This window comes from Guyparkeria sp. TX1 (assembly GCF_046523965.1).
GTDB lineage: Bacteria > Pseudomonadota > Gammaproteobacteria > Halothiobacillales > Halothiobacillaceae > Guyparkeria.
On record NZ_CP144142.1, the window covers coordinates 1,320,520 to 1,334,643 of the forward strand.

A 14,124-nucleotide genomic window follows, 5' to 3' on the forward strand; every position below is an offset into this window, starting at 1 on the left:
TCGCCATGTCATCGTCATTCGCTCCGGCCGGGCAGCGAGGGTGGCGCATCCGGTGATGACTTTCGGCGGGCTGACTGGCAGGCAACTTCTCGGGGGTGGAGTCATGCATATTGCAAAAGCGGACGTGCCGGTCCGGATCGATGTACCCGGGGCCACGGTGCGCCAGCAGACGGGCTTCGGTGACGTGAGCGGCTACGGCACGATGGGGGCGGAATACTTTTCCTTTGGAGCCGGCGCCGACATCACCGAGTTGCTGCATGGTCTCGAGGGGGATCTTTGTCAGAGCCCTCACTGGGGTTACGTGGTCAACGGCGCGATTACCGCGCTGTACGCCGACGGCGAGGAGGAGACGTCGCACACCGGCGATCTCTTCTATTGGCCGCCGGGCCATAGTGTCCGGGCCGAGGAAGACACCGACATCGTGATGTTCAGCCCGCAGCACGAGCACGGGCAGGTGATCGAGCACGTCGCCGGAAAAGTCGGCGCCTGACCGGCGGTCACCGACAGGCCCCGCCAGGCGGACACCATTCGCCGGGCGGGGTCATTTCATGTTCGGGGTCGCGACCGGTATCCTGCTCCCATCGTCAACCCCGCCCCAAAGCGGCTTCGGAGACCATTCGTGAGCGACAGCAAGGACACTGCCCTCAACGCCACCTGCCAGCCGAGCGGCGAGGCGCGGGTGCTGGTGCAGGGACTGCGTGATGCCGTCCCGTACATCCGAGAGCACGAGGATCATGTCTTCGTGGTCGCCTTTGGTGGCGAGGCACTCGACGAGCCGGCCAGCTTCGAGCGGCTGATCCGCGATCTGGTGCTGATCGCCGATCTCGGCGTTCGCCTCGTGCTGGTGCCGGGTGCCCGTCCGCAGATCAACCGCCGTTTCCAGGAAGCCGGTTTCGACGAGCGCTTCCACCAGGGACTGCGCGTCACCGAGCCGGAGATGATCGACCCGCTGACCGAGGCGGTCGGTGCGGTGCAGTTCGACGTGATTTCCTGGCTGTCGGCACGCCTGAGTCTGGCCTCGGGTTCCGGGCTGGCCCAGCGGGTGCTGACCGGCAATTTCGTCACCGCGCGCCCCATGGGCGTGATCGACGGGGTGGATCTGGGCCATACCGGTGCCGTGCGCCGGGTGGACGTCGACGGCGTGCGCGATGCGCTGGGCGACGGTTCGATCGTGGTGCAGTCGAACATCGGCTATTCGCCCACCGGCGAGCTATTCAACCTGCGTGCCGAGGATGTCGCCGAGAGCATGGCGGTGGCCCTGGGCGCGGACAAGCTGATCTTCCTCACCGACCCGCTCGACGACCTGCCCACCGCCATGAGCCTCTCGGAGGTCGAGGGGCTGCTTGAGCGCCAAGGTGACAATCTCTCGACCGAGTTCCAGTTGCATCTGCACAGCGCCGTGCGCGCCTGCTCGAAGGGTGTGGATCGGATTCACCTGGTCGATCGCGAGGTCGACGGGGCGCTGCTGGTCGAGCTCTACACGCGTGACGGCTGTGGCACGCTGATCACCAGCGAGCCCTACGAGCGCATTCGCCCGGCCACCCTCGACGACATCGGCGGCATCCTTGCCCTGATCGAGCCGATGGAGCAGGCCGGCGTGCTGGTGCGCCGCTCGCGCGAGCAGCTGGAGCTGGAGACCGATCGTTTCGTCGTGATCGACCGCGACGGCGACATCATCGCCTGCGCGGCGCTCTATCCCTTCCCCGAGGACGGCACCGCCGAGCTCGCTGCCCTGGTCGTGCATCCCGCCTATCAAAGCGGCGGTCGGGCCGCGCGCCTGCTCGGCTTCATGGAAAGCCGGGCGCGCTCGCTAGGCCTGAAATCGCTGTTCCTGCTCTCGACCCAGACCATGGCCTTCTTCCGCGAGAAGGGCTTTGCCGACGAAAGCCTGGATCGACTGCCCGCCGAGCGGCGCGCCTTCTACAACCTCAAGCGCAATTCGCGGATCTTCCGTAAATGGCTGTAGCCCGATCATGTCGAGAATGGGTGCAGTAGCCTCGCTGCCGGTCGTCGTCTGTCGCCCCGAGGGGGACAGCCCGGCGGCCGGGCGCCTGCAGGTGTTTGCCAAGGAGTGGGGGCTGGACTGGGTGGATGCGCCCGGTGACGCCCCGACCCGATTCACGCTGGCGATTCAAGATGGGCGCATCGGCCTGATTCCTCCCCTCGACCGACCGGATCTGGGTTCACACCCGCTGGTAATCGACTTCGCCGCCGATCCGCGGTTCGTCCGGCCATTGGCGCGCAAGGATGCCCTGGCGCGGGCGACCGGCTGGAAGGCGGGGTATCGCCCGCCGGTGGTGGATCTCACCACCGGGCTGGGGCGTGATGCCTGGGCGCTGGCCAGTGGAGGCTGTGAAGTGACGGCCGTCGAGCGCCACCCCGTGGTCTGGCTGCTGCTGACCGATGCCCTCGACCGGGCGATGGCCCAACCGGCGTTGGCGGCAATCGCCGCTCGGATCCATCCCGTCTTCGGTGACGTGTTGGGAGAGCATCCCCCGGCGCTCGTCAGCGGTGAGGAGACGGTCTGGTACCTCGATCCGATGTTCCCCGAACGCAAGAAATCCGCGTTGGTGAAAAAGCCCATGCGCATCTTCCATCAACTGGTGGGAGAAGACCCGGACGCTGCGGCCCTGTTTGCCTGGGCCCGACGCCAGCCCGGCGCCCGCTGGGTGGTCAAGCGTCCGCCGGGCGCGCCCACCATCGATGCCACCACCCCGGATATCGATTACCGCTCCGGGAGACTGCGCTTCGACGTCTACCTGCGGTGATCCAAGGCTCGGGTCAGGCCTCGTTGTTGGTAGCCGGGACTGCCGTCCCATCGAAATAAACCGCGCTCTCCTCGTCCGATGAAGTGTCACGTCGCCTTGGATCCTCGTAACCACCTATTCGTTTCGCCTTGGGTGCACATTTGAATTAAGGCATATGCCTATACCCTGACGTCGGCGACAGGGTATCTGCTCGAAATGGGACGCAAAACCTCATGCTCCTAGTAGGAAATTACGGCCTATCCGGTCGCCACCACCAGTGAACTAATTCCACTTGGGCGCTGTCTATTACCGCGCCTGTCCGACCGTCGCCACTTTTAGGGCACAACGGCTTCGGCCTGCTGTTGATCGAGGCGGCACGGAACGCATTGCCGAAAAGGAATATACATCCTGGTGACGGTTCGTGGTCGGTGATGGCGTTATACAAAATAGAAGCGTTAATGGCGGCGCATTGCTGTCTTGTGAGAAAACTTAAGCAATGCGCTATTTTTGGCCGTCATTGCAAAATTCAATGGGATTTTTGTCATGTCAACAACAGAGCGTGCAATTGATATTGTTCGTGACCTTGCGATTTATCATGAGGACATCTCGATTGATGTTTCGCATGCACTGATGAGACTGGCGGCAAATTATAGGCCGCATGGCCCCCTGATCAAGCAGAAGATTTTTGAGTACGAGGCGAAGCATCAAAAGCCATTCTATCTAAGCAATGAAAAAAGGCTTGATCTTTGTATCGGCCAGTCTGCGGTCGGCAAGTTGCATCACGAAGGCAAACAGCTGAAGGCTCGCCAGGGCTACGTGAAGGGAGAGGTAAATGCGTTTTCTGTAGAGACCTCCGACCAGGCAGTTGCAGTTGGCAGCTATGTCGAAGATATGAAAGCTTTCCTGGCAGCCTGCGGCGAAATGGCTGACAGTGTGCTTGTCAAGTTCGGGGATGAGGCGCTGGATAAGGCCGAAATGCTGCTCGGACCGGTTTTTGTGAAAAGTCGCCCGATTGGTGGGCAAGGGATTGTCCTGAAGCTGAACACCGCGCGCCACTGGGATAACTTGGACCCATCTGATTTCCACCTGTGGGGAGAGAAAGATGACAATGTCGTCTGGCGGGGGCAGCCAACCGGCACCCACGAGAATCGAAGCCTGCCCTGGGACGATAACGTCCGATTGAATTTTGTAAAAAACTACTCGGCCAATTACGACGTCGGATTCTCCAAGCTTGGCCCGCAGGGTGACAAAATTTGCGAGCCTTTTGTTAAAGGTGTTCTTGGCAAGAAGGAACAGCTGAAAAGCAAATATGTCGTGAGTCTGGAAGGGAATGATGTTGCTACCAATTTGAAATGGATACTTGCATCAAACTCTGTTCCAATCATGCCGCACCCCACATTCGAGAGCTGGTTGCTGGAGTCGCAGCTCATCCCCTATGTCCACTATGTGCCGCTTAGTGATGGCCTCGATGACCTGGATGAGGTCTATGCATGGTGTTTGAGTAACGACGAACATTGTCGCCGGATCGCCGAAAATGGAAAGCGGTACATGGAGATGTTTTTTGATGAAGCGAATGAGAAAGAGATGTGTCGGATGATTTATAAGAAATACAAGTCGATGGTTGAAGGCTGATTTCCGTCCTCTGGTTATGGGGCATGTTTTTTGTTTTATTGGTGGTTCCGGACGTAGCGCCCCCCGCTGACTGATGAAAATCGCAATTGCAGCAACGGGATACGTGGGTCTGTCAAATGTGCCGCGTTGCTGGCGCAGCATAACGAGGTGACAGCGGTTGATCTGCTCCAGGGAAAGGTAGCGCCGATCGAAGATGCCGAAATCAGCGATTATCTGGCGAACAAGCCGCTGAACCTCAAGGCAACACTCGACCCTAAGGCTGCCTATCAGGACGCGGACTTCGTGATCATTGCCACCCCGACGGACTACTGCCCCAAAACCAACACCTTCGATACGCGTAGCGTAGAGGGGGTGATCGAGTCCGTGATGTCGATCAACCCGGGGGCCGTGATGGTGATCAAGTCCACGGTGCCGGTGGGCTTTACGGCAGAGGCTTCAAAGCGATTCGACGGGAAACCTGATTTTCTCGCCGGAGTTCCTGCGCGAAGGACAGGCGCTGAAGGACAACCTCTACCCCTCGCGTATTGTCATCGGGGAGCGATCGGCGCGGGCGGAAACGTTTGCACGTCTACTGCAAGAAGGCGCGCTCCAGACGGATGTGCCCACGCTGTTTACGGATAGCACCGAGGCGAAAGGCATCAAGGTTGTCGTCTACGAGCCGGTGCTGGATGAGGCCGAGTTCTTTGGGTCCGAGGTGATCAAAGACCTTGAGGTGTTCAAGCAGCGCAGTGATTTGATTCTGTCGAATCGCTTGACCCCGGATATCCACGATATTGCCGATAAGGTCTACACGCGGGATCTGTTTAACAGTGATGCATAGGGCGAAAGCGATTGCCTGTGTGCGTGTGCCTCGACGGCCGTTTGTGGCTGTGACCGCAGTGCGTTGAATCGCCCTCGCTGCAACGACACGCTGGCGTTCGGGCGGAACCGTTCACCGACGGAATTCGTGCGTTGGCGTCGCGATAATCTGTGTTACCGATGCATCGGCTGGTCTCAATTCGACCAGCAACCGCTGGTAGCCACTGTCGCTGATCGTTCCTGGGTGCCGCTGGCACCCAAGGATACGAACCGGGCAGCGGGTTCGGTACACCGCCAGACGTTGCGCCCTGGCTTAACGTTTCCCGAGGCGTTCGCAGCACCATGTTCTGCGTCGGTCGAGCCTGTTCATTCGCCGCGCGCCTGTTCGTTCATCTCCCGCCGATATTTGTCGGCGAGCTCACGTTTTTCTGTCTCGGTGAGTACCTTGCCGGCTTGCTGAAACACCTGATGCTCTTCCTCCTCCAGGTGGTGAAGGACGATTTCGCGCAGCTTTTTGGCATGCATCAACCACGCTGGGGAGCTTGCTTCCGTGTTTTCGAGGGTTTCGAGGGCCTCATCGATCTCGTGATGTTCCGCGATGCTATGCCGAGCCTGCTCCTGCGTCAGATCAGCGTTCATCAACGGAACGTAGAAATATTTTTCCTCGGCATTCTCATGGTGGACCAGCGCGTCGCGTGTCTCACGAAGGAGCTTCTCACGACGCTCGCTTTGGCCGTGGGTCGCCGTCAGCTGATCAAGCAGGTCTCTTTGGACATCGTGATCGCAGCGCAATGCTTCAAAGATATTCATCTGTCTCCTCCTCGCATTTTTCACGGGTTGCCGTGTTTCATAGGCTTTTGACCATAGTCGCCTCTTATCCCGAAAAGCAATGCCACCTGTGTCCCCGGGATGACGACTCTCAATCCCAACATCCGCGCCAACTTGGTCTACCGTTGTGGTCACTAATTAAGACAGCAGGTATGCAGTATGCAATGGTGGCAAGGGCAATCCGTGAGAGCGTTTTGTGCTTCGCCTACCCGTCAGGGCGGTTACGTGATCAGACCATTTCTGGCCTTGCTGGTTGCCATCTTCTTGGCTGGTTGTGATCTGCCGCGGGATATCGAGGGAACCGAAGATCGGGTTCGCGACGGGGTCTTGCGCGTCGGGGTGATTGATGGCGCCGCTCCTTGGGTAGCGTGGCACTCCGGTAAGCCGCGTGGCGTCGAGGTGCAATTGGTGCGTGAACTCGCCGAGCGAATCCATAGTGATATCCAGTGGGTTTCCGGTTCGGATACCGAACTTTTTCGAGCGCTCGCGGCGTTCGAACTGGACTTGGTGATCGGAGGCATCGACCGCTCCTCTCCCTGGCGCAAGGAAGTGGCGTTTACTCGTCCTTACCACGTCAGCCGGATCATGGTGGGGTGGCCAACGGGGCGGTCTGCGACTCGTGAGCTCGATGGGATCCGCATTGCCGTGCAGCAACACACCTCGGCGGTGAGGAAGCTGGAGGATCGTGGTGCCGTGCCGGTCGCCTTGCGTGGGCAGCCCAGCGAGCCTTTGCCGGTTGCCGCCGAAGAATGGCAGATCAGCGCCTGGGGCCTCCGAGCTAGCCCGCCCGTGCTGGATACCCATAAGCGGGTATTTGCATTGCCGCCCGGCGAAAACGGTTGGCTGCAAACCGTACAGCGCTTCTTGTTCGAAAGGCGAGCCGATGTGCCGGCGATGATTCGTTCTCAGTTATCAGTTGCAAGCCCGGAATCACGCATCCGACCATCATTGTCAGAGGTGGCCTCGCGATGAACACACTCACCAGCCGTGTCGAGCTTCCCCCTGAGCTGGAAAAGACGCTTCGTCGAGCGTATCTGCTGGAAGGCATTACCGTCATTTACGGCCTGACCGTGGTGGTGGTGATGTACCTGGCGATGGGGTCTAGCCAGGCGATGAAAGCGGCCTGGCTGGAGGACACGATCAGTCTTGTACCCGCGATCGTGGTCCTCGTCGGGCTGCACATGCGCAATCGTCCGCCCACCGAGAAATACCCCTACGGCTTTCATCGCGCCTTGGGGATCTCGTTCCAAGCCGCTTCGATAGCCCTTTGCGTGGTAGGGCTCTATGTCGTCTATGACTCCGGAACAAGCCTTCTCGCGCAGGAGCACCCGACAATCGGGACGCTCGAAGTTTTTGGACATGCGGTTTGGCTTGGCTGGTTGATGTTGCCGGCGCTCATGTACAGCGCACTCCCCGCGAGTCTGCTTGGTCGAATGAAGCTTGAGCCCGCCCGCGCATTGCATAACAAGGCGATGATTGCCGATGCCGCCATGAACAAGGCGGATTGGATGACTTCCGCTGCGGCGGGGGTCGGCATACTGGGTATCGCGTACGGCTTCTGGTGGGCCGATAGCGTGGCCGCGTTGGTGATCGGTCTCGATGTGCTCAAGGATGGGGTGACTCATCTGAGAACCAGCGTCTTTGACCTGATGGATCGGCGACCTAACACCGTGGATGGAAAACCCTCTGACCTGCCGCGAATGGTTGAGGAACGGATTGCGGCGTTGCCGTGGGTGCGCCGGGTCGACGTGCGCATGCGCGAGGCGGGGCAGGTATTTTTCGGTGAGGCGTATGTCGAGCCTGTCGATGATCGCTCGCCGATCGAACGCACGGCCGAAGCGATCGAGTGCGCCAAGGGAGTCGACTGGCGGATGCACGACCTGACGGTGGAACTTGTGCGGTCGTGATTGTTTCCGATCAGTGAGGGTATGTCCGACTTCAGCTGGGCTGTCCCGGAACGGAGCGTAACGACCAAGCCACTCCGGAGGTGACACCATGACCAAGAATCACGGCAACAGCATCAAAGACGATGAGCAGTACGAAGCCTTGCGCGACGAAGGCATGAGCAAGGAAAAGGCGGCGCGCATTGCGAACACCGAGCGCTCCAAGGCCGGCCGTCGGGGCGGCAAGAGTGAACGCTACGAAGACTGGAGCAAGGCATCCTTGTATGACAAGGCCCGGGAAGTGGGTATCGAGGGCCGGTCAACGATGGACAAAGGTGAACTGATCCGAGCCCTGAGGCGTTAGCGTACCCCTCATTGGGCGAATGCGAATGAGGGTTCAGGCCTCGGTGCCGGTCGCCGGGTCGTCGAGGTTGAGCGTCAGGTGCTCGTCGGGGATGCGATCAGCACCCCAGGTGCGGTGCACCATGTCGATCACTTGATCGAGTGAATCCTGCGGCACGGAGGCGAGTTCGCCGTGCTCCAGCGGGTCGTAGTGGAAGATGTACAGGCGCGAGGCGAATTCCTCGAAGGGCAGGGAGGATTCGCCGAAGCGTTCGCCATTGCCGGCGGTGCTCACCTGAACACCGTCACCCCAGTTCTGGCCGCTGTCGTTGTTGGGGTTGTAGAAGTACACCCGCATCTCGTCCTTGGGATCGAGCGTCACCCGCAGCAGGGTGATCGCGTGCCAGCCGATGAAGCGCGCCGCGCTGTCGGTCGCCGCGATGCCGATCGGCTGCGGGTGGATCAACGGCTGGTTACCGTTGTAGTAGGGGTGATAGCTCGCGTAGAAGTGCCGCAGGAAGTCCTCCAGCGCCTCGAGCTTGCCGGTGGCGACGTCCACGTTGATGCGAAAGCCGCGTCCCGACCACCAGCCGTGGAATTCCGGGTTGATCCAGCGGTGCGGGTCGCCCTCGCGACCGATGCAGCGCCGCCCCATCTCGGCGTAGATGCGGTCCAGATGCGGCACGACCAGCAATGACACGGGGTCGAGGTCGATCGGCAATGTCGTCGCGACACCGCTGAGCGAGGCCATCGAGGAAATCGGCTGGCCCTCGAAGTGGATGATGATCTCGTCGTCGCGCGCCGCCCAGGCCACCATCTGCAGCATGTAGTCGGGGTCGTTGTAGGCCCACATCGACAGGGCGCGGGCCGACTGGCAGGTGGGGTTGTTGCCCTGGCCCACGCCCAGCGGTTGGCCCAGCATGCAGAGCACGCCCTCCAGCAGGCGGGTGCGCGGCGGGACGGTTTCACCGAAGGCGATCGCGAGGCGTTCGCGTGACCAGGCCGACAGCGGCAGGCTCAGCTGTCGCCAAAGGGCCGGGGCCACCGGCGGCTGGTAGAGAATGCCGCGTTCGAGCATCAGGGCCAGGCCGTAGATGGCCTGGGCCGTCTCGGGAAACACCGACTGGTCGATCAGCGCGTGCACCAGCTCGCTGTAGCAGAGCAGGCAGTCCCGCCCGGTCGACGACAGCCCCATGGCCTCGGAAAGCAGATGATCGCCGTGGTCGGTCAGGTGACGGAGCAGGGCCGCGTGGTAGGGCGAGACCAGACCGGTGTCGTGCATGGCGCGCGCGAAGCCGGTCGCCTCGTTCTGCCGTGCCACGGCATCCATGCTTTCCAGTCGTTCCTGGTAGACCGGCACGCCGGGATCTTCGCGGCAGGCCTGGGTCGGGCCGAACAGGCTGCTGACCAGCCGGTCGGCACCCTGGCCGCTACTGCCCAGGTCGATGTCCGGGCTCCCCTGGCAGATGGCGATCTGCGTGATCATCTGCTTGACCGGCTCGGTCTGGATCGGCCGCTGCTGCAGGATCCGCCAGATCTCGTCGATCAGCTGATCGACGATGTGCTCGTAACCGATCCCCTCGGCCAGGTGGCCAAGCAGGGCGCGTGACAGCTGGGACAGTCGCCCCTGGGTCTCGCGCTCGGCTTCGGTGGGCGGCATGAACAATCGTTGCAGGTTGATCGCCAGCACCTGGGTCAGGTGATGGTGGGCATTCTCGGCCGACAGCCGCGGATGCGGGTAGGCCTCCCGGGCCACCGCGAGCATGCGCAGGTCGCTCAGGGCCTCGATCACGACGGTATCCGCGTCCGCGCTGCCCAGCGCATGGGCGGAAAGCGACGGAATCAGCGTTTCAGGATAGGCCCAGTCCGAGCCGTTGAAGGTCCCGGCACTCTCGATGGCCTGAGCGCGCGCCTCGATGGCCGCCGGGCCTCCTTCCTGGAGCAGGACCCGCTTGGCCCCGTCCAGCACCCGGCGCAGCCGCGTGGGCTTGGAGAATTCGGGTGCGGAATCGAGGGCCTCGACCGCCGCGTCGAATCGTTGCAGGAGTCCGGGCAGAAGGGCCCCGGACGCTTGTTCGTCGACTTCGCTGATCACTTGGGAACCTCTACACGAATCGATAGTGTCTCTGCGGGACCGCCAAGGGTCCAGATGCAAGGCGCGGTGTGCCGTGAATGGTCGTTGCCATTCGCAAGCGTCGCAACGCCGCAGATGGGCCCTTGGCGGCCCGCCCGGTCGGGGCTCGCGGGTTTGCCCGCACTCGTCGTTACTGGCCCTCGACGGGCAACGAGCCCGCCTTCGGCCCGGCGCCTTGATTGCGAACAAACCCGCGAGCCAGAGGCACCATCGATCCGTGCAGAGGTTCCCTCGCGCTCCTCGTGCCCAGGATATGGCGCGGGATTATACATAGAAGTCCAGATCCTCCTGGCGCTTGAGCAGATCGCGCATCGTGTGCGGATCGTCGCCGAAGAAGTAGATCAAGCCCCAGTGCGTGCCGAACGCCGTGCGCTTGGTGACGGTCTCTTCCAGTGGTGGGGTCAGTTCATGCGACTCGAAGTAGGGGTGGTCCTCGGTCTCGGCCGGCATCTCCAGCTTGCTGACAACGCGACGGCGCGGGTAGACACCGAAACACCCGGCCACGCCTTTGGCATCCACGACTTCCTTGGGGAAGAATGCGGTGATCTCCTCCTCGGTGGTCTTGGGGTCGAACGACAGGATCAGGCCCTGGTAGGCGTTGAAGCCGTAGGCACGCTCCAGCAGCTCGAATACCTTGAAGCCCGGCGGGCGATAGGCCACCTCGCCGAAGTACATCTCGCCATCGTTGGTGACGAAGTATTCCGGGTGGATGAAGCCGAACTCGATGTCGAAGGTCTTGATCAGCTTCTCGATCTGGGCGGTGATCTGCTCACGGTATTTTTCCAGTTCGGGGGTGGCCGGTACGAAGACCGAGTAGCCCAGCGTCACGTACTCCGAGATGTTGAGAAAGCGGATCTTGCCGTTGTGAATCCAGGCCTCGACCGCGAATTCCCAGCCATCAAGGTGGGATTCCATCAGTACCGGGAATTCCTCTTCCGGGATGGTATCGACCTCGTCGGGCGTGCGGATCACGCGGTGACCCAGGCAGCCGGCCTTGTCGAACGCCTTGAGGTGGATCGGGTCGTTGGGATCGCCGTCGAGCTTGAGCAGGGTCTGGTTGACCCGCTTGAGAAAGCGCACTACGTCTTCCTTGTCATGCGCCTCCTCGAATATGCCCACGCGAATGCCGCCAAGCTGGGCGCGACGTTTCATCAATGCCTTGTCGCGCAGCAGCATCGACTGGCCGAACAGCTTGGGCTGGTCGAGCAGCACCGAGTTGATCGCCCCGGCCCATTCGACCGTTTCCTCGTAGAGTGGGATGGCAACGTCCACGCCCTTTTCCTGCAGGGTGTGCGCGATCTCCATTGAGCGATCGTTCAGCCGCTCGAAGTTCCATGGGATGTAAGGGATGTCGTGCTTCTCGCAGTATTCCTCGGCCCAGTCGGGTGCAACGACGACGTAGCGACGATCGAACGTTTCCGCGGCCTCGACGGCATTGAGCGACCAGCCCAGCAGCGCGACAAAACCTTTCTCGGGATTCTTCTCCATGGGGTACCTCTGATTCGGGCGAAATGGAATGTTGAGCCGACAACCGGCTTACCGGCACCTCCACCTGTGCCGCGCGAATCGGTAAAGCTGTGTGTGGCATAGAGCCTAGTCGACTGACGGTCGTTACGTGGTCGGGACGCCATGTGAATTCGGGAGGCGTCTCGGCGTGGTAGCGATGCGATCGGCGCCACTCCCACCTCGAGGCGGGTCGAGACGGATGGGATGATCGGGTCTAGCCTTGTGATTCAACGCACCGCGCCGGAGGCCCCATGCTCCGTCTTGTTCGATTCGTTCCCGCCTGGGTTTGCTTCGTTGTCAGCGTCGGCGTGGTCCCGTCGACTGCCGTGGCCGACACCTATTGGGACAAGCTCAAGTGGCAGGTGCGCCCGCTGGTGCTGGTGGAGGGCGGTCCGGAGGCGGATAAATGGACTGAACGGCTGCGGGACGATCGCTGCGCACTGGCCGAGCGTCGCGTTCACTGGCTGGTCATCGACGAGGAAGGTGCGGTGTGGCGCCGGTTCGACGGCGGCGAGACGGCCGACTTCGAGTCGACGCGGCTGGATAAGAGTGCAGCAACCATCGTACGCGATCGGGTGGGCTGGTCTAGCGGTAATGACACGCGCCTGCTGTTGTTTGGCCTCGATGGGCAACGCAAGTACAGCGGTCGGCCCGATGCGTTGGAGACGATCTGGGCCCTGATCGATCGAATGCCGATGCGGCGTACCGAACTGGCCCGGGATCCGGATGACTGCCAGGGCCCTTGATAGCGTCCGGCGTGGAGCCATACCCGCCTACCGGCCCACGATCAGAAAATTCGATCATCCGGATATTGATTTGAACGATGCGCCGCGCAAGTATGAGATGAGAGGCTAATCGTTCGCCGGATTCGTTTTGTCGGCTTTATCTAGGGAAACGCTGCACGATTCGATGGCGTCTCTGCGGGACCTCCAAGGGCCCAGATGCAAGGCCGCAGCCCGCCGTGAAGGACCGTCGCCCTTTACAAGGGCTGTAACGCCGCAGATGGGCTACCAGAACAACGGCTACACTCTGATCCCGGGGTACGATTAGGGGAACGGCCTACGCGGGTTCGATGCCACTCTGGCCCGTTGGCCCCCAAGGGCGCGCGTGAGCCGGGCACCTGCCGCGTTACCGTTCTTGGAAAGGGAGTGACCCTTCCACGGCGAACGGGCGCCTTGCATCTGCCCGGCTCACGACACGCAGAGCAGCATCGAACCCGCGCAGCCCGTTCCCAAGGCTGGCAAAAGCCGGATATGACCCGCCTCCAGGGCGGGTTTTTCGATGGAACGAGAGGGAAGTGATCAATGACCGACGGCAAACCCACGGTTGGCTTGGCACTGGGCAGCGGAGCGGCCCGGGGTTGGGCGCATATTGGCGTGATCAAGGCGCTGGAAGAGGCCGGCATCCGTCCGACGGTGGTCGCCGGCTGTTCCTTCGGTGCGCTGATCGGGGCTGGCTACGCCGGCGAATCCATGGACAAGCTCGAGGCCTGGGCGCGCAGCATCCGCTCCTGGGACGTGATGCGCCTGCTGGATGTCCGGCTGGGTGGCGGGCTGATCGAGGGTGACGATCTGATGCGCTCGCTGGCCAAGCAGGTCGAGCCGGTCGACATCGAGAAACTGCGGATACCGTTTGCCGCGGTGGCGACCGATCTCGAAGCCGGCCGCGAGGTGTGGTTGCGAGAGGGCAGCCTGATAGACGCCGTCCACGCCTCGATTGCCGTGCCGGGGCTGATGTCACCGGTGCGCAACGAGGGCCGGTGGCTGGTCGATGGTGGGCTGACCGACCCGGTGCCGGTGTCGTTGTGTCGGGCGCTGGGCGCGGACGTCGTGATCGCCGTGAATCTCAACAGCGATCTGGTGGGGCGGCATGTGCGTGACATCCGCGGGGCGGCGCGGCACGACACCGACAACGAAAGCGGGCTGCGCAAGTGGGTCGACGGTCTGGACGAGCGCCTGCTCGATGGCCGGATTGGCAAGTGGCTGGAAGAACGTGAAAAGGCTGAGCCCACGCCGGGCATGCTCGACGTCATGGCCGGCGCGATCAACATCATGCAGGACCGCATCACCCGAAGCCGCATGGCCGGCGACCCGCCGGAACTGATGATTTCACCGAAGCTGTCGCATATCGGCCTGCTCGAATTCGAGCGTGCCGACGAGGCAATCGAGAAAGGCTATGAAGCGGCGCGCCGGGCGCTTGACGATTCGGCCCTGATCGTCGAGATCGGCGGCAAGAACCGGTCGTGATTGCCTAT

Annotated in this window: 12 protein-coding genes and 1 pseudogene; 10 read left to right on the top strand and 3 right to left on the bottom strand. The window is 61.8% G+C overall.

The features are described from left to right. Nucleotides 1-103 precede the first annotated feature (103 nt). The 5 genes and pseudogenes from VWP12_RS06190 to VWP12_RS06210 all read left to right on the top strand — a co-directional run bounded on the left by VWP12_RS06190 (nucleotide 104) and on the right by VWP12_RS06210 (nucleotide 5,199). Nucleotides 104-490 (top strand): cupin domain-containing protein, encoded by a 387-nt coding sequence (locus tag VWP12_RS06190; RefSeq protein ID WP_410473418.1) that lies wholly within the window; start codon nucleotides 104-106, stop codon nucleotides 488-490. Nucleotides 491-619: 129 nt separating this feature from the next. Further along, entirely contained in the window at nucleotides 620-1,966 is a 1,347-nt protein-coding gene (argA, locus tag VWP12_RS06195; protein ID WP_410473419.1) for an amino-acid N-acetyltransferase, read from the top strand. Nucleotides 1,967-1,982: 16 nt separating this feature from the next. After that, nucleotides 1,983-2,768, top strand: coding sequence for a class I SAM-dependent methyltransferase (locus VWP12_RS06200; protein WP_410473420.1), 786 nt, complete (start codon nucleotides 1,983-1,985; stop codon nucleotides 2,766-2,768). Nucleotides 2,769-3,290: 522 nt separating this feature from the next. Further along, the gene (locus VWP12_RS06205; RefSeq protein WP_410473421.1) at nucleotides 3,291-4,379 is read left to right on the top strand and encodes a glycosyl transferase family 90; all 1,089 of its coding nucleotides are present in this window, start codon (nucleotides 3,291-3,293) and stop codon (nucleotides 4,377-4,379) included. 73 nt (nucleotides 4,380-4,452) lie between these two features. Then, nucleotides 4,453-5,199, top strand: a pseudogene (locus VWP12_RS06210) (hypothetical protein). Nucleotides 5,200-5,543: 344 nt separating this feature from the next. Here the strand turns inward: VWP12_RS06210 and VWP12_RS06215 are convergent. Further along, the gene (locus VWP12_RS06215) at nucleotides 5,544-5,987 is read right to left on the bottom strand and encodes a hemerythrin domain-containing protein (protein WP_125198442.1); all 444 of its coding nucleotides are present in this window, start codon (nucleotides 5,985-5,987) and stop codon (nucleotides 5,544-5,546) included. Between the two features lie 243 nt (nucleotides 5,988-6,230). On the opposite strand from VWP12_RS06215, the gene VWP12_RS06220 reads away from it, so the two are divergent. The 3 genes from VWP12_RS06220 to VWP12_RS06230 all read left to right on the top strand — a co-directional run bounded on the left by VWP12_RS06220 (nucleotide 6,231) and on the right by VWP12_RS06230 (nucleotide 8,252). Further along, complete coding sequence (locus VWP12_RS06220; protein ID WP_410473422.1) at nucleotides 6,231-6,977, top strand: substrate-binding periplasmic protein; 747 nt, start codon at nucleotides 6,231-6,233, stop codon at nucleotides 6,975-6,977. Then, on the top strand, nucleotides 6,974-7,912 hold the full coding sequence (locus VWP12_RS06225) for a cation diffusion facilitator family transporter (protein ID WP_410473423.1): 939 nt from the start codon (nucleotides 6,974-6,976) through the stop codon (nucleotides 7,910-7,912). The genes VWP12_RS06220 and VWP12_RS06225 overlap by 4 nt, the downstream gene beginning before the upstream one ends. A gap of 88 nt (nucleotides 7,913-8,000) precedes the next feature. After that, entirely contained in the window at nucleotides 8,001-8,252 is a 252-nt protein-coding gene (locus VWP12_RS06230; RefSeq protein ID WP_410473424.1) for a Rho termination factor, read from the top strand. 33 nt (nucleotides 8,253-8,285) lie between these two features. Here VWP12_RS06230 and VWP12_RS06235 read toward each other — a convergent pair whose 3' ends face one another. Together VWP12_RS06235 and VWP12_RS06240 are read right to left on the bottom strand one after the other, a co-directional pair. Then, the gene (locus VWP12_RS06235) at nucleotides 8,286-10,325 is read right to left on the bottom strand and encodes a hypothetical protein (protein ID WP_410473425.1); all 2,040 of its coding nucleotides are present in this window, start codon (nucleotides 10,323-10,325) and stop codon (nucleotides 8,286-8,288) included. A gap of 303 nt (nucleotides 10,326-10,628) precedes the next feature. Further along, nucleotides 10,629-11,852: an acetyl-CoA carboxylase biotin carboxylase subunit family protein gene (locus VWP12_RS06240; RefSeq protein ID WP_410473426.1), complete on the bottom strand. Its 1,224-nt coding sequence runs from the start codon at nucleotides 11,850-11,852 to the stop codon at nucleotides 10,629-10,631. Nucleotides 11,853-12,121: 269 nt separating this feature from the next. Between VWP12_RS06240 and VWP12_RS06245 the strand changes: the two genes are divergently transcribed. After that, nucleotides 12,122-12,616: a DUF4174 domain-containing protein gene (locus VWP12_RS06245; protein ID WP_410473427.1), complete on the top strand. Its 495-nt coding sequence runs from the start codon at nucleotides 12,122-12,124 to the stop codon at nucleotides 12,614-12,616. Between the two features lie 558 nt (nucleotides 12,617-13,174). Further along, nucleotides 13,175-14,116: a patatin-like phospholipase RssA gene (gene rssA, locus VWP12_RS06250; protein WP_410473428.1), complete on the top strand. Its 942-nt coding sequence runs from the start codon at nucleotides 13,175-13,177 to the stop codon at nucleotides 14,114-14,116. Nucleotides 14,117-14,124: the final 8 nt, after the last annotated feature.

Excerpts from the sequence above, each read along its gene's own strand:
- VWP12_RS06190 (WP_410473418.1), top strand. The coding sequence starts at position 104 with ATGCATATTGCAAAAGCGGACGTGCCGGTCCGGATCGATGTACCCGGG.
- VWP12_RS06200 (WP_410473420.1), top strand. The coding sequence starts at position 1,983 with ATGGGTGCAGTAGCCTCGCTGCCGGTCGTCGTCTGTCGCCCCGAGGGG.
- VWP12_RS06205 (WP_410473421.1), top strand. The coding sequence starts at position 3,291 with ATGTCAACAACAGAGCGTGCAATTGATATTGTTCGTGACCTTGCGATT.
- VWP12_RS06215 (WP_125198442.1), bottom strand. The coding sequence starts at position 5,987 with ATGAATATCTTTGAAGCATTGCGCTGCGATCACGATGTCCAAAGAGAC.
- VWP12_RS06225 (WP_410473423.1), top strand. The coding sequence starts at position 6,974 with ATGAACACACTCACCAGCCGTGTCGAGCTTCCCCCTGAGCTGGAAAAG.
- VWP12_RS06230 (WP_410473424.1), top strand. The coding sequence starts at position 8,001 with ATGACCAAGAATCACGGCAACAGCATCAAAGACGATGAGCAGTACGAA.
- VWP12_RS06240 (WP_410473426.1), bottom strand. The coding sequence starts at position 11,852 with ATGGAGAAGAATCCCGAGAAAGGTTTTGTCGCGCTGCTGGGCTGGTCG.
- VWP12_RS06245 (WP_410473427.1), top strand. The coding sequence starts at position 12,122 with ATGCTCCGTCTTGTTCGATTCGTTCCCGCCTGGGTTTGCTTCGTTGTC.
- rssA (WP_410473428.1), top strand. The coding sequence starts at position 13,175 with ATGACCGACGGCAAACCCACGGTTGGCTTGGCACTGGGCAGCGGAGCG.